At 51.1% G+C, this 22,255-nt stretch carries 18 protein-coding genes and 1 pseudogene; 17 read left to right on the forward strand and 2 right to left on the reverse strand.

What is annotated here, in order from left to right; all coding sequences use genetic code 11:
• Positions 1 to 78: 78 nt before the first annotated feature.
• From CBE72_RS18055 to CBE72_RS18095, 8 genes and pseudogenes are all read left to right on the forward strand, one after another.
• Complete coding sequence (locus CBE72_RS18055; RefSeq protein ID WP_100145536.1) at positions 79 to 1,278, forward strand: porin; 1,200 nt, start codon at positions 79 to 81, stop codon at positions 1,276 to 1,278.
• Positions 1,279 to 1,696: 418 nt separating this feature from the next.
• Positions 1,697 to 4,450: pseudogene (locus CBE72_RS20480) on the forward strand (TonB-dependent receptor).
• 656 nt (positions 4,451 to 5,106) lie between these two features.
• Entirely contained in the window at positions 5,107 to 5,889 is a 783-nt protein-coding gene (locus tag CBE72_RS18070; protein WP_100145542.1) for a DUF3450 domain-containing protein, read from the forward strand.
• Positions 5,889 to 7,244 (forward strand): MotA/TolQ/ExbB proton channel family protein, encoded by a 1,356-nt coding sequence (locus CBE72_RS18075; protein ID WP_100145544.1) that lies wholly within the window; start codon positions 5,889 to 5,891, stop codon positions 7,242 to 7,244. The genes CBE72_RS18070 and CBE72_RS18075 overlap by 1 nt, the downstream gene beginning before the upstream one ends.
• Complete coding sequence (locus CBE72_RS18080; RefSeq protein WP_082014355.1) at positions 7,244 to 7,771, forward strand: MotA/TolQ/ExbB proton channel family protein; 528 nt, start codon at positions 7,244 to 7,246, stop codon at positions 7,769 to 7,771. Before CBE72_RS18075 ends, CBE72_RS18080 begins: the two co-directional genes overlap by 1 nt.
• 13 nt (positions 7,772 to 7,784) lie before the next feature.
• Positions 7,785 to 8,189 carry an ExbD/TolR family protein gene (locus CBE72_RS18085; RefSeq protein ID WP_025011238.1) on the forward strand — a complete coding sequence of 135 codons (405 nt, stop codon included), beginning with the start codon at positions 7,785 to 7,787 and terminating at the stop codon, positions 8,187 to 8,189.
• Position 8,190: 1 nt separating this feature from the next.
• A complete protein-coding gene (locus tag CBE72_RS18090) occupies positions 8,191 to 8,811 on the forward strand; it encodes an energy transducer TonB (RefSeq protein ID WP_100145546.1) in 621 nt (206 codons plus the stop codon).
• Between the two features lies 1 nt (position 8,812).
• Positions 8,813 to 10,063 carry a tetratricopeptide repeat protein gene (locus tag CBE72_RS18095; RefSeq protein WP_100145548.1) on the forward strand — a complete coding sequence of 417 codons (1,251 nt, stop codon included), beginning with the start codon at positions 8,813 to 8,815 and terminating at the stop codon, positions 10,061 to 10,063.
• Positions 10,064 to 10,112: 49 nt separating this feature from the next.
• Here the strand turns inward: CBE72_RS18095 and CBE72_RS18100 are convergent, their stop codons facing one another.
• Positions 10,113 to 10,622, reverse strand: coding sequence for a diguanylate cyclase domain-containing protein (locus CBE72_RS18100; RefSeq protein ID WP_100145550.1), 510 nt, complete (start codon positions 10,620 to 10,622; stop codon positions 10,113 to 10,115).
• A gap of 79 nt (positions 10,623 to 10,701) precedes the next feature.
• Between CBE72_RS18100 and CBE72_RS18105 the strand changes: the two genes are divergently transcribed.
• From CBE72_RS18105 to CBE72_RS18125, 5 genes are all read left to right on the forward strand, one after another.
• Entirely contained in the window at positions 10,702 to 12,537 is a 1,836-nt protein-coding gene (locus tag CBE72_RS18105; protein WP_100145552.1) for a DUF885 domain-containing protein, read from the forward strand.
• A 118-nt stretch (positions 12,538 to 12,655) separates the two neighbouring features.
• Positions 12,656 to 13,012 (forward strand): peptidylprolyl isomerase, encoded by a 357-nt coding sequence (locus CBE72_RS18110; protein WP_478010480.1) that lies wholly within the window; start codon positions 12,656 to 12,658, stop codon positions 13,010 to 13,012.
• A 19-nt stretch (positions 13,013 to 13,031) separates the two neighbouring features.
• Positions 13,032 to 13,565 carry a GNAT family N-acetyltransferase gene (locus CBE72_RS18115; protein ID WP_100145554.1) on the forward strand — a complete coding sequence of 178 codons (534 nt, stop codon included), beginning with the start codon at positions 13,032 to 13,034 and terminating at the stop codon, positions 13,563 to 13,565.
• Positions 13,566 to 13,652: 87 nt separating this feature from the next.
• The gene (locus tag CBE72_RS18120; protein ID WP_100145556.1) at positions 13,653 to 13,874 is read left to right on the forward strand and encodes an RNA-binding S4 domain-containing protein; all 222 of its coding nucleotides are present in this window, start codon (positions 13,653 to 13,655) and stop codon (positions 13,872 to 13,874) included.
• 16 nt (positions 13,875 to 13,890) lie between these two features.
• A complete protein-coding gene (locus CBE72_RS18125; protein WP_100145558.1) occupies positions 13,891 to 14,277 on the forward strand; it encodes a ribonuclease E inhibitor RraB in 387 nt (128 codons plus the stop codon).
• Between the two features lie 177 nt (positions 14,278 to 14,454).
• Here the strand turns inward: CBE72_RS18125 and gcvA are convergent, their stop codons facing one another.
• Positions 14,455 to 15,342 (reverse strand): transcriptional regulator GcvA, encoded by an 888-nt coding sequence (gene gcvA, locus CBE72_RS18130; protein ID WP_100145560.1) that lies wholly within the window; start codon positions 15,340 to 15,342, stop codon positions 14,455 to 14,457.
• A 122-nt stretch (positions 15,343 to 15,464) separates the two neighbouring features.
• Here gcvA and CBE72_RS18135 point away from each other — a divergent pair, with 122 nt between their 5' ends.
• From CBE72_RS18135 to CBE72_RS18150, 4 genes are all read left to right on the forward strand, one after another.
• Positions 15,465 to 16,238 carry a TSUP family transporter gene (locus CBE72_RS18135; RefSeq protein WP_100145562.1) on the forward strand — a complete coding sequence of 258 codons (774 nt, stop codon included), beginning with the start codon at positions 15,465 to 15,467 and terminating at the stop codon, positions 16,236 to 16,238.
• Positions 16,239 to 16,362: 124 nt separating this feature from the next.
• Entirely contained in the window at positions 16,363 to 17,505 is a 1,143-nt protein-coding gene (locus tag CBE72_RS18140) for an exonuclease SbcCD subunit D (protein ID WP_100145564.1), read from the forward strand.
• Entirely contained in the window at positions 17,502 to 20,684 is a 3,183-nt protein-coding gene (locus tag CBE72_RS18145) for an AAA family ATPase (protein ID WP_100145566.1), read from the forward strand. Before CBE72_RS18140 ends, CBE72_RS18145 begins: the two co-directional genes overlap by 4 nt.
• A gap of 169 nt (positions 20,685 to 20,853) precedes the next feature.
• Positions 20,854 to 22,137, forward strand: a complete 1,284-nt coding sequence (locus tag CBE72_RS18150) for a peptidoglycan DD-metalloendopeptidase family protein (RefSeq protein ID WP_373289258.1) — start codon at positions 20,854 to 20,856, stop codon at positions 22,135 to 22,137.
• Positions 22,138 to 22,255 lie beyond the last annotated feature (118 nt).

The following is a 22,255-nucleotide window of genomic DNA, read 5'->3' on the forward strand; positions in this document are numbered from 1 at the left end:
GCTAATCTTCGCCACCTTGGATGGAAATAAAACAACGGAATGGGGTAGGTAGACTGAAAACACGTAAGGTTACAGCAAATGAACAAGACTCTCATCGCATCGGTCCTGGCAGGACTCTTGACCATTCCATCGGCGCAAGCCATAGAAATCTATAAAGATCAAAAAAATGCAGTCTCTATCGGCGGTTTCGTTGATGCCCGAGTGATCAATACTCAGGGGGAAACGGAAGTCGTCAATGGTGCTTCCAGGATTAATTTTGGCTTTGAACGTGAGTTGACCCATGGTTGGAATGCGTTTGTGATGCTTGAATGGGGTGTCAACCCATTCGGTAACAGTGATATTGTCTATAGCAGCAAGTTTGAATCAGTCCAGGATGATTTCTTCTACAATCGTCTTGGTTATGCGGGACTGTCCCACGACAAATATGGCACCTTGACCATAGGTAAGCAATGGGGCGCCTGGTATGATGTGGTGTACAACACCAACTATGGCTTCGTGTGGGATGGTAACGCTGCCGGCGTTTACACCTATAACAAGGACGATGGCGCCATCAATGGTACCGGCCGTGGCGACAAGACGGTTCAGTATCGTAATAGTTTTGGCGATTTCAGCTTTGCTATCCAAACTCAGCTGAAGCACGATGGCTTCGATATGGACGAAAGTTCAGGTACCAACCCGTTCCCGCCAAGGGATCATGCGCCAGTTGCCGGCACTGCTGCGACTGCCACAACCGCCACCAAGGTTGAATTCAACAATACTTATGGCATTGCCTTGACCTATGCGGTCAGCAAAGATCTTAGCCTGATGGCCGGCTATAACTATGGTGAGTTTGAAGCGACCCGCGCAGATGGCAGTACTTTCTCTGAGTCTGACTATATCTATGGTGCAGGTATCACTTGGGGTGGTTGGGATAATCAAGGGTTGTATGCCGCTGCCAACGTCAACAAGAACGAGTTCCACGATACAGATAACCTGGGGCGTTTGATCCCTGAATCTTATGGTGTTGAAACTCTGGTTTCTTACCGCTTTGATAATGATATCCGTACTTTTGTCTCTTACAACTTGCTGAATGCCGGCGATGCCTACGAGCAGGCTTACGATGGTGACGTGTTTAAACGTCAGTTTGTGGTAATGGGTGTTCACTATATATGGGATGCCAATACAGTGTTGTATGTTGAAGGCCGTAAAGACTTTTCCGATTTCGAGGGAGCCAAAGAGGCTGAGATGGAATTGTCTGAAGACGATGGTATCGCTATCGGTATTCGCTATACCCTTTGATTTTAATGAGTTGTTCAAAAAAGCGCCGAAAGGCGCTTTTTTTATTGAAAAAAGATAAGTGTAAACATCCCTTTCTAAAAAGAGGTATGTAATACATCTGTTACATCTCGGCTTAAAACAAACATTTTGATAAATTCTCTTTACTTCAAGCTGTTATTGCGCCTGACTCCGGTTCAAAAGCCCTATATTACTGCAATAGCGATTATATTGGCTTTAGATGAAATAATGCTTTCTCTCTTTTGCTGTTAACAATATATGCAATATTCACATCTCAAATGTTGATAAAATGTTTGTTATGTGATTTTATTTGCGTGAAATTGTTGCTGGTTGGCTCATGTGCACCTGCAAACAACTAAAGGATCCGGACAAAGCATCCGGATCCGTTACCAAGACACAAGATGTCGAAAGGGAGATAAGTATGTATAAGAATAATTCGGTAACCAACGCAGTGCGTTTGGCATTGGTTGGTGGTGTTGCGGCAACGGCTTTCAGTGTCCCAACCGTTTTGGCGGCTGAAGAGGGCGCTGATAATGTAGAACGTATCGAGGTAACGGGTTCACGTATCAAACGTACCGACATGGAAACAGCAAGCCCTGTTAGCGTGATCGATGCTTCATCTATCATAGCGTCAGGCGCAGTGAATATTGACGACGTTCTGCAAAAAATGACCTCTGCCGGTGGTGCCATGACCAACGCCGGTATCAACAACGGCTCAGGTGGTAACTCGCGTATCAACCTGCGTGGTCTGGGTGACAACCGTACTCTGGTTCTGGTGAATGGTCGTCGTATGATTGCATCCGGTACCGGTGCGGCTTCTTCTGTTGACCTTAACACCATTCCGGTATCTATGATCCAGCGTGTCGAAGTACTGAAAGATGGTGCTTCTGCTATTTATGGTACCGATGCGATAGCCGGTGTGGTTAACATCATTCTGAAAAGAGATTTCGACGGTTTTGAGATTAACGTTCAAACTGGTCTTTCAGGTGAAGGCGACGCCGACGAGTCCAGCATCGACATGACTCTGGGTAACACCTTTGATAAAGGTAATATCGTCGTTAACGCTCAGTACACCAAACGTGGTGATGCCAGCCAGGCAGATCGTGATTTCTCCAACTGTCCGATTGCAGAGAAAGGTCCTAAAGGAAATCGTAGCCTGTACTGTGGCGGTAGTAGCTACTCTCAAGGCGGTCACATTTGGGGTGACAACAACTTTGGTATCGTAGGTACAGGTCCTGAAGGTGCTTATGCCATAGGTGACAAGGGCTACTATGGTGAGTATGTCGATAACGGTGAAGGCAAGCCTAAGTTCCAGTACTTCGATGGTATGTCTGAAGCGGACCTGAGTGGCCTGGGTGGCACCTATCATGAGTTCAGTGATGCTGATAGATACAACTACGCCAAGGACAGCTATCTGTCGACGCCAATGGAACGTTTGAACCTGTCCATGGCCGGTACTTATGAACTGACCGAATCGATTCGTTTCTTTACCGAAGCCATGTACTCCAAGCGTTGGTCCAACCAGCAGATGGCGCCTCAGCCAATCTGGAACAACTCTGCTTGGGTTTACAATCCTAAGTCAGCCGGTGGTTGGATGACTGATGACCTGCTGCCTTGGGTGCAGCCAGGTGAAGCGCTGGCTTATGGTCGTCGTATGGTTGAATCTGGTACCCGTGACTTTGACTAGGTGGTAGACACCATTCGTATCGTTGTTGGATTGGAAGGTGAGTTTGAAAACGGCTGGACCTGGGATGCTTCTTACAACAAAGGTAAGAATGACTCGACCGATACTTTGGCTAACTTGCACAACTTAGGCTCCATCAACGCCGCAGTACTCGAAGGCACTTTCGATCCTTTCCTGCAATCTTCATGGGAAGGTGAGAGCATCAAGCCATACATCTATACCGAAGTGAACAGCGGGGGTAGTGAATTGGATGTGATTGCAGCGACTCTGTCCGGCGATCTGTTTGAATTGCCTGCCGGTATGATGGGCTTTGCAGCAGGTTATGAGCATCGTAAAGAAGCGGCTCACTATACTCCGGATTCTCTGACTTCACAGGGGTTGGCAAACGATCCTCGCGTTGAGCCTACTGCTGGTGATTTCAGCGTTAATGAATTCTACGCAGAGTTGGCAATCCCACTGCTGAGTGAGCTGCCTTTGGCGCAGCAAGTGGATCTGAGTGCCGCCATGCGTTACTTCGACTACAGCACTTTCGGTGATGATACTACTTGGAAACTGGGTCTGACTTGGCGTGTATATGATGACCTGATGATCCGCGGTGGTATGTCTACAGCCTTCCGTGCACCAACTGTTTACGAGTTGTACGGCGGTAAGTCACCATCGTTCGAGCAGATCGTTCACCCAGCCACCGATCAGGATCAGGCTGAAGTGACTGTTGGTGGTAACGAAATGCTGACTCCTGAAGAAGCCGATATCACTACTCTGGGCCTGGTGTATTCACCAAGCTTTATCGAAGGTCTGTCTCTGACTGTCGATTACTATGATATCGAGATCTCCAACACTATTACTTCAGTTGACAATAACTATGTTGCCAACCAGTGTTTGGATGCCGGTGGTAACAAGATCAACACAGGCACAGCACTGTGTCAGTCTTCCAACATCGAAATCGACAATAGTGGTCGTATCAAGTTCGATAATGGTCTGCAGAACATAGGTGCTACTAATACTTCGGGTTACGACATCAATCTGGCCTATGTATTCGATGCATTTGGTTTGGACTGGAAAGCCGGTTGGGACAGCTCTATCCTGAGTGAGTATGAGGAGTTTGACCCGGATGGTAATGCCGTTGACTATCGCGGTTATATCACTGGGGGCGTAGGTGCTTATGCCAAGTTCAAGAGCAATCTGAACATTACTGCCGCCGGTGACGATTGGAGTGTCACTTATGAAGCTCGCTACATCGATGGTATGGACTCATTTGCTTGTAAGAAGAATGATGGTAGCTGCTACGCGCCTTCAGTAGACAGCGTAGTCTATCATGACCTGTCAGGTTCATATGATATCACCGACCGCATTCGTGTATCCGGTGGTGTCAACAACCTGTTCGACAAAGAGCCTCCATACTATACAGGTAACAACGACTCGAATACCGACCCTTATACCTATGATATGTTGGGTCGCTACTTCTTCGTTCGTGCCAGCATGAAGTTCTAATGACAAGCTTCATCTTATGATGAATTAAGTCAGCTTCATTAAATGAAAGCCCCGGGATGATCCCCGGGGTTTTTGTTTATTCGATCCTGATGAGTCGCCTTAATACTATTACGTAACAATTCGTTCTCAATCCTAGTGTTGACCTGGTATCGACGTGGTTTGGGGTTTGATTGTTTTTTATACTGCCTCAGTGGTTTGATATCGAAACAGTTGGATTAAATGTTATTGGTCTCTAACTTACGCATTACTCCATTTAGGCTTGTGCAAGAGAGAATGCTGCTTTTGTTTTTTTTAATTCATATAAAAATCATGGTATTAATCAGAAATTTCAATAGGGCGTAATGGCGTTTATCGGCTAAGCAAATCATTGACATTTGTATATAAAATGTAAAAAGTGGCTATTGGTGAATAATCGCACAGTTAACCCCGATTTCCGGCGTTTTCATCTCATTTCAAATGTTGACACAGGTCAACATTTTGTGAAATGATGCCAGCGGGTCTATGCCTCCAGGGGTATAGGAAAGGGAAGATAAAAAACTAACAATCACAAGAGAAAGACATACTTGATAGCTTTAGTCGCCGTTGAAATAGGGATATTCGAGGCACTGTTGCTGAAAAGTTAAACCTTTTTAATCACTTCAAATTGGTTGGGAACTATGTCCAAGGTAAGCAATAGAACAAAAATCGCTTCTGCGCTTGTTGGCGCGCTGGCACTCGCCAGCAGCAACTTAGTCGTTGCAGATCCTCTTACCGACGCGCAACAAGCCGCGGGTCGCCTACAGTCAGAAGCCGTTGCGTCACAAAAGAAGATCGATAAGTATTTTGATCAGGCTCAAGATATGCTTTTCGAATATTCCGCCGTTGCTGACGAGCGGGAATCTCTCAAAGCCTACAATGATTATTTGGCTGGATTGGTCGCTGATCAGGAAGCCACAATGAAATCCATTCAGGACGATATCAATGGCGTAGACAAACTGCGTCAGGGTGTTGTTCCTTTGATGTTTAAAATGGTTGATGCCCTGGAGCAGTTCGTGGCTCTGGATCTGCCATTCAAGTCTGAAGACCGTGCACAACGCGTCAAAAACCTTAAAGACCTGCTTAACACTGCCGAAGTGACTCTGGCTGAAAAGTTCCGTCTGATCTTGGATGCGTACAGCATCGAGCGTGAATACGGCAGCTTTGTTGACGTTGAAACCGGTAAGCTGAATCTTGACGGTAAAGAAGTGCTGGTTGATTTCTTCCGCTTGGGCCGTGTAGCTCTGTACGCTCAGAGCCTGGACCAGAAGACTGCCTGGATGTACAACCCTGAAACCAAGGGCTGGGATAAGCTGGATGACAGCTACCTGCGTGACATCACCAAGGGTATTCGTATCGCCCGTAAACAAGGGGCTCTGGATCTGTTTGCACTACCAATTCCAGCTGCGGAGGCTGCACAATAATGAAAAAGCTAATCACTACCGCCGTCGTTGCTGCCAGTTTCTCACTGTCTGCCGGTATGGCCAGTGCCGCTGAGGCGCCTAAGACGATTGACCAACTACTGCAGCAAGTCAAAGTTGAGCGTGCCGCTCAAGGTAAAATCAACGCCAAGCGTGAGCAAGAGTTCCAAGCCGAGCGTGGCGACAAGGCCGCGTTGCTGAAGCGTGAAAAAGATGCGCTGGCTGCTGAAACTCAGCGTGGTAAAGATCTGAACCAGGCCTTCCTAGACAACGAGCGTAAGATTGCTCAACTCGAAGAAGACTTGAAAACCGCTCAGGGTGACTTGGGTGAAATGTTTGGTGTGGTTAAAGGTGAAGCAGGCGATTTCGCCGGTAAGCTGATCAACTCCAACGTCAGTGCTCAGTATCCAGGACGTGACAAGTTTGTTCAGGATCTGGGTGCCCGTAAGCAACTGCCTAAGATTGAAGAACTGGAGCGCTTCTGGGAAGAGCAACTGTTCGAGATGGCCGAGTCTGGCAAAGTGGTTAAGTTTGAAGGCTCTGTAACCGACATCGATGGTAACGTGAAAAACACCACCATCTATCGTGTTGGTGCCTTTAACCTGTTGGCTGATAACAAGTATGTGGTGCTGAACCACGAGCTGGGTCTGATCCAGGAGCTGTCTCAACAGCCTGAAGGTTACCAAGTTAAGCCTATCGCTGACTTTGAAAAAGCCACTTCGGGTACAGCCAAGCTGTATATTGACCCTGCCCGCGGTACTCTGCTGAACATCTTCACTCAGAAGGCCAGCTTCCAAGACCGTATTGAGGCCGGTGGTACCATTGGTTACATCATCATCGCCTTGCTGGCTCTGGGTCTGCTGATCTCGCTGGAGCGTCTGGTGACTCTGACCGTTATCGGTGCCCGCGTTAAGTCTCAGGCCAAGAATGTTGCCAACCCAGGTAACAACGCTCTGGGCCGTGTACTGAAAGTGTACCAAGAGAACAAAGATGTTGACGTTGAGACTCTGGAGTTGAAACTGGATGAAGCTATCCTGAAAGAAACACCAGCACTGGAAACACGTATCTCCATCATCAAAGTATTGGCGGCTATCGCTCCTATGATGGGTCTGCTGGGTACCGTAACCGGTATGATTGCAACCTTCCAGAGCATCCAGCTGTTCGGTACTGGCGATCCAAAACTGATGGCCGGTGGTATCTCTATGGCACTGGTAACTACAGTACAGGGTCTGATTGCGGCTCTGCCACTGATGTTGTGTCATGCTATTGTTGTGGCTCGCAGTAAGTCTATTGTTCAAATCCTTGAAGAGCAAAGTGCCGGTATTATTGCTGAACACGCAGAGAAGAGGGCTGACTAATGATGCTATACCTGATGGACATTTGGGATTCCGTCAGGGGCTTCATGGCCTCCGGAGGCGACGTCCTCTGGCTTGTTGCGGCGGTGCTGTTTCTCATGTGGGTATTGATGCTTGAAAGATTCTGGTATCTGAACTGGGTATCACCTAAGAATCATAAAGAGATCATTACCGCATGGAATGCCAGGGAGGAAACCACTTCCTGGTATGCACACCGTATCCGTGAAGCTTGGGTATCCCAAGCGAAGCAAGATATGAATGCACGTATGCTGATCATCAAAACACTGGTAGCCATCTGTCCTATGATAGGTCTGCTGGGTACAGTGACAGGTATGATTTCAGTGTTCGATGTTATGGCAGTTCAGGGGACGAGTAATGCTCGTCTGATGGCAGCTGGTATTTCTATGGCCACTATGCCAACTATGGCTGGTATGGTCGCGGCATTGTCCGGGGTGTTCTTTAGCACTCGTTTGGACGCCAAGATGAAAATCAGCTTGGAAAAGCTGAAAGACAGCCTGCCACACCACTAGAGAGAGATTGAACATGGCACGTAAGAAGCATTCCAGTGTAGAAGAGGAAGCACAGATCGATATGACCCCGATGCTCGACATCGTGTTCATCATGCTGATCTTCTTCATTGTGACCACCTCGTTTGTGAAGCCATCCGGTTTGGACTACAACAAACCCAAGGCGTCCACAGCGACTTCAAAACCTTCGGCGAACATCTTTATCGGCGTCAGTAAAACCGGCGTAATTATGATGGAAAACCGTCAGGTTGATATTGAACGAGTAACCGCTAACGTAGAACGTATGTTGGCAGAGGCACCAGAAGCCGCCGTTCTGATCCAGGCAGACAAAGAAGCCCAACACGGCTTGGTTGTTAAAGTACTGGATCAGGTGAAGGCTGCTGGTATTGATAAGGTCTCGGTATCTGCGGGGAACGACTGATATGTTAAGAGCACTAGTATCTATCATTATTGGTGCTGCTGTGACTTTTGGTCTGTTCTGGTTTATGGCATTCCTGGTCGGAGGTGGCGCTCAACGTGGCGACACCTCAACCGAAACGCCAGTTATCGAGATCACAATGGACAAGCAGGATTCGAAGGCACAGAAGAAACCAAGGGTGACACCTAAGCCACCCCCACCACCAGAGCAGCCACCGAAGCCAGCGGAAACGCCACCGGATAGCTCTTCTGATATTGATACCAATATGTCATTCAATATGGGTGGAGTAGAAGCAGGCGGTCCAAGTACAGGCTTTAAGCTGGGCAACATGATGACCCGCGATGGTGATGCAACACCTATCGTGCGGATTGAACCTCAGTATCCCATTGCTGCGGCGCGTGATGGTAAAGAAGGTTGGGTACAACTTCGCTTTACTATCAACGAACTCGGTGGTGTTGATGATGTTGAAGTTATCCAGGCTGAACCGAGAAGGATCTTTGATCGTGAAGCGGTTCGTGCACTGAAGAAGTGGAAGTACAAGCCGAAGATTGTTGACGGTAAGCCGATGAAGCAACCCGGTATGACAGTTCAGCTGGACTTCACCCTGAACCAAGGAGACAGATAAGATGCAAAAAGTGAATAAGCTTGCTGCAGCCATGCTGTTGACTTTGTCGGGTAGTGCAGTGCTGATGGCGCCAATCGCCCAGGCCGCTGAGAAGTGTCCTATCGACCAGCGTCAGGCCAAGGCTGTGGGTCAAACTGCTGCCAAAAAGGTACAGAGATCCTTTGAAGCCTATCAGGACGGTAATCTGGACGAAGCAATCGCAGTATTGCTGGAAGCCAACGCCCGTAATGACTTCGACAAGGCCTATATCGCCCGTATGCTCGGTAACTTCTACGCTGAAAAAGGTCAGATGGGTACCTCCATCAAGTACCTGAAGCAGGCAGTAGAAGCCGATATACTCGGTGGAACCGATCACAGTGCAACGCTGAAGTTGTATGCGGATCTGCTGCTGCAGGAGAAGAAGTTTAAAGAAGCTATCACTTACTATAACAAGTGGATGGACTTCTCCTGTAAACAAGATCCTGTGGTCTACCGTCGTATCGGTATCGCCTATACAGAGCTGAAAGACTATCAGAACGTGCTGAAAACCGCGGACAAAGGTTTGTCACTGGCCGAAACGCCCGACAAGAATCTTTACCAGCTTAAGTTCCAGGCTTACTTCAACCTCAAGCAGTACAAGAAAGCGGTTGGTGTTCTGGAAACTATGGTCCCCCTGTTTCAGGACGATAAGCGTCTTTGGGTTCAGTTGGCTCAGCTCTATCTGCTGACCGAGAACTTTGACAAGGCTACAGTGACATACGATCTGGCCTATCAGAACGGTTTCCTGGAAACCGCTGATAACATCACTCGTCTGTCGCAACTGTTGGCGTCCAAAGGTTCGGCTTATCGCGGCGCTGTGATTTTCGAGAAGCATATGAAACAAGGGCTTATCGAAAAAAGTGAGAAAAACCTGTCCATGTTGGCCGGTTTCTTCCACAACGCCAAGGAGCTGAAGAAGGCCGCGGCCTATTATGGTCAAGCAGCTGCTGCCGGTAACGATGGCAAGCTGTACCTGAAACAAGGCCGTCTGCTGGCCTTGGATCAGCAGTTCAAGGAAGCGATTCCAGTATTCAAGCAAGCGCTGGATGCCGGACTGGAAAACCCAGGTGAAGCTCAGTTTGAGCTGGCACTGGCCTACTTGAACCTGAAAGACTATAAGTCGGCTTACCGCCGTGCCGAATTGGCTTCCAAAGATTCCAAGACGGCTCGCAGCGCCACTAGCTACTTGTCATACATAAAAGAGAAAGCGCGGATCCACAACGTTTCACTCTAATGTTATGCCAGTGAAAAGCCCCGTAAGGGGCTTTTTTATTGTCAGCGAGTCAGTGTACTTCCTTGACACGTGAAAGCGTGCTGTCCTGCTCTTCTAGCTGATGACTCAAGGCTTCGACATCAATAAACAAGGTCTCGGGTTTCAACTCTTTATTGGGTAAGCAGATGCAGGCCGCAAGGCGATAATCCAGCTGCAAGTGATGAAACTTACTGTACTCTTCGCTGAAGGCCTTTATTTTTTCGTTAATCCGTTCAATCACTTTCTCTGTCCCCATCTTATCGACGTTGAACAGGCCGAGGGCGAACAGATGGTGGTTCATGCGTCCCAATAGGTCGGTATTGCGCAGCAAGGCTTCTTGTATCTGTTTGGCAAAGAATTCCAGCAGGTGAGGTTGGTTAACTGTTTCATGTATGTGAGGGCAAAGATACAATAGCGCCAGACTCTGGTGATCCCGCAGATGGCGATACCATTCGCGGTGGAAGACTTCCATAAAATAGGTCCGGTTATAGACCCCGGTTTCCGGATCCCTGAAACCCGAGTTACTGAAGGAATAAATCATGGGTTGGCTCCGAGCTAATGAATGTTACAAGTATAGTTAACCAATCCATCTACTGAGTTGTGACAGGAGAATGACGACAATGAAAAAAGGGTTTTTGCTGTGCTCTATTATTTTGGCGTTGAGCGGTTGCTCCAAAGAGGAGAGCAGTTTGGTGACTCAGCCTCAGGCGGAGCAACAGCCCGCTGCGGTAATGGTACAAACGGCAGAGCAGGCTTATCTCGCCATGGTGGATCAGTTCTTCAAGGACTACCTCAAGCTTGAGCCCATCTATGCCACCTTTGTTGGGATCAATGACTATAACGATACTTTCGGTGGCGACCTATCCGAGGCCTACCTCAAACAGCGTCATGAACTCAACAGCCGCTACGCCGCCCAGGCTAAGACCATAGACAGACAAGCCTTGCCCGAACAGTTGCAACTCAGTTACGACATGTTTGTCTATGACAGGGATATGGCGTTGGTGGATGAAACCTTCCCCAGCCGTTTTATGCCAATAAGCCAGTTCTACAGCACAGTGATTACCATGGTGCAGCTTGGCAGCGGTGAGAGTGCCCAGCCTTTCAATACCCCGCAGGATTACGCCAACTGGCAGCAGAGGGTGAAAGGTTTTGTCAATTGGACTGAACTGGCGAAACAACGTATGGATGAGGGCATTGCCAGCAAGGTTGTGCTGCCACGGGTATTGGTCGAGCGGCTTATCCCTCAGTTGCAGGCACAGTTGGTGGACAAGCCTCAAGACAGTATCTTCTACGCCCCGGTGACCAAGATGCCTGAGAGTTTCAACGCCGCCGAACGCGCCTTGATTGAGCAAGAATATCAGCAGATGATCAGTCAAGAATTGCTGCCGGCTATCGCTTCTCTCAAGCAATATTTTGAGCAAACCTATCTGCCGGCCTCGCGGGCCACTGACGGTTGGTGGGCGCTGCCTAACGGTAAAGTCTGGTATCAACATCTGGCCAATGCTCATACCACAACCACTATGGCGGTGGACGATATTCACCAAATCGGCCTCAAGGAAGTGGCGCGGATCCTCGATGAAATGGACAAGGTGCGCCAGCAAGTGGGTTTTGAAGGTGATCTCAAGGCCTTCTTTGCTTCACTGTCATCCGAGCCAGAGTACTTCTTCAGTGACAGGCAGGGCTTAATTGACGGCTATATGGTGCTCAAGGACAAGATCAATGCCGTACTGCCAGGTTACTTCAATGTGATGCCCAAGGCCGACTATGTGGTGAAGCCGGTTGAAAGCTTCCGTGAAAAATCGGCCGCCGGAGCCTCCTATGAAGCACCGGCCGTCGATGGCAGTCGTCCAGGGGTGTTTTACATCAATACCTATAACCTGAAAGCTCAGCCCAAGTGGGGCATGACTACTTTGTCATTGCATGAAGCTGCGCCGGGTCACCACTTCCAAATAGCCATCAAGCAAGAGCTGCAGGGCGTGCCTGAGTTCCAACGTTTCAGCGGTTACACCGCCTTTGAAGAGGGCTGGGCCCTCTATGCTGAATATCTTGGAATAGAGATGGGTTTGTTTGAAGATCCGTACCAGTATTTCGGCAAGCTCTCGGATGAAATGCTGCGGGCGATGCGCCTGGTGGTGGATACTGGCCTGCATGCCAAGGGCTGGAGCCGTGAACAGGCGATTCAGTATATGAAAGACAACTCTCCACTGGCGGAAAGCGACATCATCGCCGAGGTGGAGCGCTATATGGCAATTCCTGGTCAGGCACTGTCTTATAAAGTCGGTCAGCTGAAGATCCTGGAGCTCAGAGCCCGGGCCGAGAAAGCCCTGGGGGATAATTTCGACCTCAAGGCCTTCCACGATCAAATCCTTACCACAGGTTCCTTACCCATGGCGGTGATGGAAGCCAAGATAGATCTCTGGATAGAAAAGCAGCTGAAGCAAAAAGCATCAGCCTGAGACTGAATTTAAGTCGAGTCTTTGATAAGCAAGCTCAAAACGCCGTCATCTGACGGCGTTTTTTATCTTCGACTCACGGCTTACCATTATTGTTGTGTCAGTTAACTTCTGACACAGAATGATATTATACTGGCCGGGTTTGTTCGGTGACCGACCGAAAAAAGGCCACTTGGCCAAGATTACTGAGGAGCAAATTATGGTACAGGCAACAGCAAGACATCTACTGGTAAAAACCGAAGAGGAATGCGCCAGCTTGAAACAACAGATTATCGATGGCGCCGATTTTGCCGAGCTGGCTCGTAAACATTCTGCTTGTCCTTCTGGAGCTCAAGGCGGCGAGCTGGGCTCATTTGGCCCGGGTATGATGGTGCGTGAGTTTGATGAAGTGGTGTTCAGCGCGCCGCTCAATGAAGTACAGGGGCCGGTCAAAACGGCTTTTGGTTTTCACCTGCTTGAAGTTACCAGTCGCGGTTAAGCTGTAAGAGTTTAAGCAAGTGATAGAAATCTATACCGATAGACTCAGGCTCAGGACTCTGAAGGAGCAAGATTGGCCGGCGTTTCTGGCACTGCATTGCGATCCTGAGGTGGGCCGCTTTGTTAGAGATCCCGAACCCGAACCACTGCTCAAAGCCAAGTTTGAGCAGCGAAGCCAGCCTTGGCGTTACGAGTCCGGCGACTGGCTGACGCTGGTGATTGAAGAACTGGGCAGTGGCTATTTTGTCGGCTTGACCGGCTTTTACTGCGTCGATCTCGAACTGGCGCAGGCCGAGGTGGGTTACCTGTTGCATCCGGATATGCAGGGGAAGGGTTATGCCACGGAGTCGCTGCGCGGGGTCATAGATTGGGGCTGTTTGAGCTTCAATATTCATAAGTTCATCGGTCACTGCGCCAATGATAATCTGGCTTCGGCCAAGGTCATGGAGAAGTGCGGCTTCGAGCTTGAGGGAATATTGCGGCACAACTTCCGTATCGGCGGTCTTTGGGTGGATGACAGAGCTTATGGCCTGCTCAGTGATGAGCGTCGTTGACTTCTCTCCCCCAAGCGGATGCTTGCTGCTATAATCCGCCCCAAATCGAGTCAATTCCAGCAAGGCAAGGTCACAGTGACACAGAAAATGAGCGAATTCACCCTCAATAGCGGCGATGAGTATATTGAGCTTTATAAGGTGCTGAAGGCAGAAGGCATGACCAGTGCCGGCGCCGAGGCCAAGCATGTGATTGCCGAAGGGCTGGTGCTGGTCAATAACGAGGTTGAAACCCGCAAGCGCAAGAAATTGCTGCCAGGCGATCTGGTCAACTTCAATGGCGAAACGGTTAAAATAGTGGCGGCGCAATAAGCGCAAGGGGAACAAAATGCAATTTCCAGATGATGACAACGGCAAGATGCTGCAGGCAATGCAGGAGTCGGGTATCGACCTGAGCAAGCCTTTGGATGTGGACTTTTTCCTGGTGTTTGATGATCAGCGCGACGCTGAATCGGCATTGGAAGATTTGAGCCAATCCGAGCAGGCAGGCGAAGTTGAGCTGCAGTTCAACGAAGAGATAGAAAAGTGGGAGCTGATTGTCTGCATCAATATGGTGCCCGAGTATCAGGCATTGGTGGCGCGCGAAACCGAACTGAACAGCTTTGCCGCCGAGTTTGATGGTATGACAGATGGCTGGGGTGTGATGCAGCATCAGGACGGCGATGACGAGTTTGCCGATGATGAGCATGAGTGCGACGACCACTGCCACCACTGAAGATAGTGAGTTATCGCTAAGGAAGGTGCGAACGAGTCCCGTCAGTGGTCTGCGTCGACTTACAGACTCGGATGCAAGGCGCGGCTCACGGCAAATGGCCTAGTCCTTAGCAAGAACCATTCCCCCTAGGCCACCCGAATTTGGGTGGCTTTTTATTGGCTTGTTCTGCTTTTAGCCTCATTTACGATAAGGCGCAAACTCAGACAGCAACCAATCGATAAATAATGCCGACTTACGTGGCAGGCCGCTGGACTTGGGGGTCAACAGATAATAGCTGTAGGGGCTGACAAAGGGTGCTTCAAAGGGGATCACCAGAGTGCCGGCCTTGAGCTGATCTTCGATAAAGAAACGCGGGATCAGCGCCGCTCCCATGCCGCTGGCGGCGGCTTGACTCAGCATATAGAAATGTTCGACGCCAAACTTCTGCTCTGTGGTAAGTTTTATCCCCAGTTGCTTGGCCCAGTAAGGCCAAAGCTCAGGGCGGGTGGTGTGCTTTAGCAGCGTTACCTGGTTGATATCTTCCAGTTGCTTTAGCTTGGGAGCCAGTAGCGGCGAGCACACCAGACACAGCTCTTCATCCATCAGTTTGATCACATTTACTCCCTGAGGTTCACTGGTGGCGGAGCGAATGGCGATGTCGTAGCGGCCGCTGGCAAAGTCGACGGCGAAGTCGCCTATGGTGAGATCCACATACAATTGCGGAAAGCGTGACTTAAATTCCTCCATTCTCGGGATCAACCAGTTGATGGTCAGGCTGGGTAATACATTGATGGCCAGGGTCTGCGCCTTGAGACTTTGACGTTTCAGCTCGGCGGTGGCATTGGCTAGAGTCTGCAGAGCCGCCTGCACCTGTGGCAGGTATTGCCGCCCCTCATCTGTGAGCGCCAGTTGCCTGTGTTGACGCACAAACAGACTGAACCCCAGAAAATTCTCGAGTAGGCGCACCTGTTTGCTGATGGCACCGTGGGTCACATACAACTCCTGCGCCGCGAGGGTGATGCTTTGCAGCCTTGCCGCTGCCTCGAATGAACGCAGGGCATTGAGAGGAGGTAATTCCTGAAGCATGTTTTCTCCGCTGTTTTTTATGTGAGAAAATCTCACGCATAGGCGAGAATAACTCCTTTGCCTTTTGCGGGCAAACTGCGTCTAATAGCGATCCTTCAACTCTGTATTCGACAACATAAAAAATGGCATTTGAACTCACTCTGCAATTGGCTACGGTTCTGTTTTTTGTCGCCTTGGTGGCGGGCTTTATTGACTCTATCGCCGGTGGCGGTGGCCTGTTGACTATTCCGGCGCTTATGTGGGCCGGACTGCCTCCGGCGGCGGCACTCGGCACCAACAAGCTACAGGCCTGTGGTGGCAGTTTCTTCGCCAGCCTCTACTTTGTGCGTAAGGGAATGGTGAATTTGGGTGAGATGAAACTGGCAATTGGCTGCGCCTTTGTCGGCGCCTCAGTCGGTACGATTCTGGTTCAATTGATAGATGCCAGCGTGCTGGAGTTGATGCTGCCGTTTCTTATTTTGGCTATTGGTTGTTACTTCCTGTTTTCCAAGAAAATTACTGAAGATGACCGCGCCAGGGTTCTGACCCCGGGGGTATTTGCCTTTACCGCCGCACTCGGGGTGGGCCTGTATGACGGCTTTTTCGGCCCGGGCACCGGCAGCTTCTTTGCCCTGGCGTTTGTGTCCTTGGCGGGGTTCGGTCTGGCCAAGGCGACGGCTCATGCCAAGGTACTGAATTTTTCCACCAATATTGCTTCGCTCATCTTTTTTGCCCTTGGCGGCAAGGTGGTTTGGCTGCTGGGATTGGTGATGCTGGCAGGGCAGGCAGCCGGGGCGACTCTGGGCTCACGTCTGGTGATCACCAAGGGCAGCAAGATCATCAAGCCGCTGGTGGTGGTCATGTCGCTGGTCATGAGCCTCAAGCTGCTGGCCGATCAATATCAGTGGAGTTTTTAAGCCCAAATAAGACAGACGGCTGAGTGGTAAGCACTCGGCCGCTGAACCTCGGCAGGCGCATATACTATTGCATTGATTTTGCATACCATAAGGCTCACGTATTCGCCTGCAATCTTAGCGCCCAATGAAATTTATCCATACCTCGGACTGGCATATCGGTCGGCAACTGCACAACGAGTCGCTGCTGGATGAACAAGCTTATATGCTTGAGCAGATAGTGGCGCTTGCCGCTGAGCATCAGGTTGATGCCCTGGTGGTCGCCGGTGACATATATGACCGCTCGATCCCGCCTGCCAGCGCGGTTGCCCTGCTGGATAAGTTCCTCAATACCCTGCTCAATGAGCATCACATTCCTGTGCTTATGATAGCCGGCAATCACGACGGTCAGGAGCGGCTAGGGTTTGCGGCGCGGCAAATGGCCGCCAGCGGCCTTTATATTAGCGGCCCTCTGCAAGCGCAGGTTAAGCCGCTTATCCTCAAAGGCCGTGACGGCGATGCCTGTTTCTATCCCATTCCCTATGCCGAGCCGGCGCAGGTAAGGCATGTGCTGGAGGTAGATGCCGGCAGTCATCAGCAGGCGATGGCCTGCTTGCTGGAGCAGGTTCAGGCGCACGACAGCCAAGGCCTGCCCAAGGTAGTGGTGGCCCACTGTTTCCTCGATGGCGGCAATGAGTCTGAATCCGAGCGGCCCTTGAGTATCGGCGGCGCCGATAAAATCGACCCTGCACTCTTTTGCGGCTTTGACTACGCAGCGCTCGGGCATCTGCATGGCCCGCAATACAAGGGCGCCGAGCACGTGCGTTATTCGGGCTCGCCGCTGAAATATTCCTTCAGTGAACACAAACAGAAAAAATCCGTGACTCTGGTGGAGCTGAGCGCAGCTAATACCCCAAAAATCACTCTGCTACCGCTAAAACCCAGGCGGGATGTGAGGGTGATTGAAGGCCTGCTCGATGAACTGTTGCAACAGGGCGAAAAAGATCCGGGGCGGGAAGATTACCTGATGGTGCGTCTGCTCGATACCCAGGCGCTGCTGGATCCCATGGGCAAACTGCGCGGCGTCTATCCCAATGTGTTGCATCTGGAGCGCACGGGCCTGATGTCCCGGCAGCAGGGGCAGGAGATTGGCCGCGACAGAATCAAAAAAGGTGAGCTCGACATGTTCAGCGATTTTTTCAGTCAGGTGCAGGGTGAAGCCATGACAGAGGCGCAGCAGCAGACCATGAGCCGTTTGATTGAAGAGTTGCACAGGGAGCAGGAACAATGAGACCGCTGATTTTGGAAATGCGCGCCTTCGGCCCCTTCGCCGATTGTCAGCGCATCGACTTTACCGAGCTGGGCGACAAGCCGCTGTTTCTGATCAATGGCCCCACAGGGGCGGGCAAGACCACGATTCTGGATGCCATCTGTTTTGCCCTGTACGGCAAAACCACAGGTAACGAGCGGGAAGGCAGCCAGATGCGCTGCGACAATGCCGATGACGGCTTGCTTACCGAAGTGTATTTCAGTTTTGAATTGGGGCAAAAACGCTACAGCATTCGTCGTTGCCCCGAGCAGCAAAGAGCCAAAAGCCGGGGCGAGGGTTTTACCCTGCAAAAGAGCGAGGCGGAACTCAAGCGGCTGATGCCCGATGGCACTGAAGAGTTGCTGGTGGCCAGTAAGGTCACGGATGCCAACGCCTGCATCGAAGAGTTGACCGGCCTGGATGTGGATCAGTTTCGCCAGGTGATGGTGCTGCCCCAGGGCAAGTTCCGCGAGCTTTTGCTGGCAGACTCCAAAGAGCGGGAAAAGATCTTCAGCCAGCTGTTTCAAACCCATATCTATCGCCGCATTGAAGAGCGCCTCAAACAGCAGGCGCTGGAAATCAAGGCAAAGGCCAGAGACTTGCAATCACGCCGCGCCGGGATTTTGGAAACTGCCGGTGTCGAGAGTCTCGAGCAGTTGACTGCAGAAATTGCCGCGCTGTCCCCCGTTTTGGCCGAGGCGATAGGTAACAAACAAAAAGCCAGCGAAGCCTTGGCCCAGAGTGCCAAGACGCTCGATAACGCCAAGGCGTTAACCGCCGAGTTTGAGCGCCGCAAGCTGCTACAAACCCAGCTTGATGCGCTTGAGCAGCGGCGCGCTGAAATCGAGCTGCACCAGCAGACATTGGAGAAAGCCCGCAAGGCTGAAAAGCTGCTGCCAAGCCTCAAAGAGTTGCAGTTTCGCCAGCAGGAGTGGCAGCAGGCTAAAGCCAAGGAGGCTGACTATGCCAAGCAGTTGCAGAGCGCCGAGCAGCGTCTGAAACAGGCTACAGATGACAAGGCAACACTCGCCGAGTTGGATGAGCACGCTAATAAGCTGCTACGGGAGCTTGAACAGCTCGACAAACTGCAGCCGGCTATTAACGAGCTTAAGCAACTGACCGAGGAGCATGAGCTTGGCCTAGTGGAGCTTGGGCGCCTTGAACGGGCAGAGCAGCAGAGTCGCACTGAGCTGGAACAATGGCAGCAGCAACAACAACAGCTTAAGTTAGAGGCGAACGAACTGTTCTCAAGCGCCGAGCGCCAAGGGCCGTTGCATCAGGCACTGGCGGCGTTGAACACTCGCCTGGAGAAGACGGAGCAGCTCGGGCACATTAAGCAAAAATGGCAGCAAGCCCAAGTTAGCATGCAGCAGGCCGAGGCCCATGGTCATCAATGCAAGGCCGAAAGACAGAGCGCCGAAACGGAACATCAAAGGTTGCAACTGGCCTGGCATACAGGCCAGGCGGCTATTTTGGCGGCCAAGCTGCAGCCGGGGCAGCCTTGCCCCGTATGCGGCGGCTTGGAACATCCGGCACCGGCCGATATGGCGCAGGATATTCCGGGTGAAGCCGAGCTCAATCGGGCGAGAGATGCCGAGCAGCAAGCCTCGGCAAGGCATGAGGCGGCCCGCAGCGATTATCGTCATATCAAGCGGCAAACAGAGGAGTTACAGCTCGAACTGCAGCGCTTGAGCGCTGAGCTACAGGCCTTTATCGCCGCGGATGTTACGACAGATGTTACGGCTGATGTTAAGACTGGTGTTACGACAGAGGTTAAGGCTGACGCCGCTATGGATGCCGACTCCTATGTCAAAGCCGATCTCGCTAGCGAAATCGACAGGCTTGAGTCCCGGCGCAGGCAGCTGCTCAATGAGTTGCAACAGGCCGAAGCGGCTCAAACCCGCTTCAATAACTGCAGGAAGCAATTGCAGCAGGCCGAGCAGCAAGTGGAGCAGCGACTCAAATACAGAGAGACTCAATTAAAGCAGTTGCAGCAGCTAAGAGAGCAGTTGAGTCTTGCGGGAGCCCGTAAAGACGCGGCGCTTGCTGCTCTGCCCAATGAATATCATGCTTTGGCAGCCGAGGCGGCGCTTGAACTGATGGCGCGGCAACTTGAGCAAAAGCAGAGTGAGTGGCAACAGCTTAAACAGCGACAGCAAGATATCAATCAACAGTATACCGAGGCCGTCAGCCAGCATAAGGCGCTGATGCAGGCCTTGACATCGAGCCGTGAAGACAGCGCCCGAGCCGAGCAGTTTGCCATCAAAGCGCAGCAAACGCTTGATGATGCCCTGAAGCAATCTGGATTTGCTGATCGCCAAACCTTGGAACAGGCGCAGCTGGATGAAGCGCAGATGCAGGCATTGGCTGAGAAGATAGAGGCCTGGCGCACGCAGCGCTTTGAGCAGCAGGCGCTGCTCAAAGCCATGGATGAGCGGCTCGCCGGACAAAGTCTACCTGAGCTTGGGCAGCTTGAAAGCTTCTGGCAGCAACAGCAGCAGCAACTCGCCGAGGCGGAGTCTGCTTGGCAGACGCTCAATAACCGAATGCAGAGCCTTAAAGGCACAGAAGCCCAGCTCAATAAAGAAGCGCTAGCCGCTCAGGCGCTGGAGCAGGAATACGCCCTAATCGGCACTCTGAGTGATGTGGCCAATGGCAACAGCCATAGCAAGGTGAGTCTGCAGCGCTTTGTGCTCAGTGTTTTGCTCGATGATGTGCTGCTCGAGGCCAGTCGCCGTTTGGCGCTGATGAGCAAAGGCCGCTACCGCTTGCTGCGTAAAGAGGACAGGGCCAAGGGCAATAAGGCCTCTGGTCTGGAGCTTGAGGTGGAAGATGCTTACAGCTCCAAGGTGCGTCCGGTGGCCACTCTCAGCGGCGGTGAGAGTTTTATGGCGGCCTTGTCGCTGGCGCTGGGACTCTCTGATGTGGTGCAAGCTTATGCCGGTGGTATCAAGCTCGATACCCTGTTTATTGATGAAGGTTTTGGCAGCCTGGATCAGGACTCGCTGGAGCTGGCGGTTCGTACCCTGATGGATCTGCAATCCAGTGGCCGCATGATAGGGGTTATTTCCCATGTGTCGGAGATGAAAGAGCAGATAAGCTGCCGTATAGATATCAGCAAGCATGCCTTGGGCAGCAGCATTCGCCTGGTTACAGCTTGATGCAAATGGGGCCGATTTGTTGGACTGTTTTTAAATTCACCCAGTAATCATAGGGTTTTGGCGAATAATACTTGTCTCAGGGACTTTTTTTGATATAAGTTTGCTGTTGGCCCCTTGAAAACAGGGGCTTGAACTATTGGTTTTCAGTTTGAACTCGGTGAGGCGACAGTTGCAGACAGATAGAATTTCCTGGTTGAGTATGATCCCTATGCGTTTGCAGGCCTTGCCCACTTTACACAAGAAGCTGCTGCTCAGCTCAGGCTTATTGGTGGGCGCGGCGCTATTATGGCCCGGGACTCACGAAGTCACCCCACAACGTATTCCCTTGCATCTGGATATTGAAGCTCTGCTGCCTCAAGTCAGCACTGAGCCTTCGGTTGTTGAAGTCGCCGGCCCGGACTTTGAACGTGTGATCCAAAGTGGTGACACCCTCAGCGTATTGTTCCAAAAGGCGGGAGTTGGCCAGCAGACCATGTACAAGGTGTTGGAAGCCGATTTGGATATTCTGGCACTCGATACTCTGCAGCCAGGTAACAGGATCCGCTTTTGGATCGATGAACAGGGCAACCTGACCCAGCTGGAACTCTACTTTAACGCCGCACATCAGGTGCTGTTCAAACGTTTCGATGATGGCGGCTATGGGGTTGAAGAGATCAACATCGAAGGCGTCTGGCAAAATCGGATTGTCAGCGGTGAGATCCAAGGATCTTTCTATCGCTCGGCGCAGCGGGTCGGCCTGAGCGCCGCCGAAATTCAAAAAATTGAGAGTCTGCTGAAGGAAAAGCTCAATTTTGCCCGGGATTTGCGTGCCGGTGACCACTTTTCTGTGCTGATGAATGATCAGTACATAGAAGGGGAGTCGACCGGTGTCAGTCAGGTGCTGGGATTACGCATTCAAAACGGCCGCAATGAAATTACCGCCTTTCAGAGCACAGATGGCAACTTCTATGATGAGAAAGGTCAGAGCCTGGCGCGGGCGTTTCAGCGGATCCCGCTGGAGAAACGCTATAGGATCAGCTCATCATTCAACCCCAATCGCCGTCACCCGGTCACAGGGCGGGTTTCCCCTCATAACGGTACCGACTTTGCAGTGCCAATAGGCACCAAGGTCGTGGCGCCTGGCGATGGTGTAGTGACCCTGGTGACCAATCACAGATTTGCCGGTAAATATATAGTGATAGAGCATGGCAACAAATACCGTACCCGGTATCTGCATCTGTCTAAACCTTTGGTGCACAAGGGCCAGAGAGTCAGTCGTGGCCAGGTTATCGCGCTGTCCGGTAATACCGGGCGTTCGACCGGGCCGCATCTGCATTATGAGTTTCATGTCAATGGTCGGCCGGTGAATGCCATGAAGGCGGATATCCCCATGGCCAGCCAACTCTCCAAAGAGCAGATGCGTGAGTTCAGCCAATTGGTCAGTACCCGTAAGATGATGATGGATCTCGGTTAAATCCGTTTATTGTGAGTGCACCGGCCAGCGTCTTGAGCGCTGGCTTTTTTATAAGCTCATTTTACCCATCCCTCCCTATTTGTTAGGGTGTGGAGAAAACCTGAGTGCAACAGGAGGA

Origin of the sequence: Shewanella carassii, assembly GCF_002777975.1 — a bacterium.
Lineage (GTDB): Bacteria > Pseudomonadota > Gammaproteobacteria > Enterobacterales > Shewanellaceae > Shewanella > Shewanella carassii.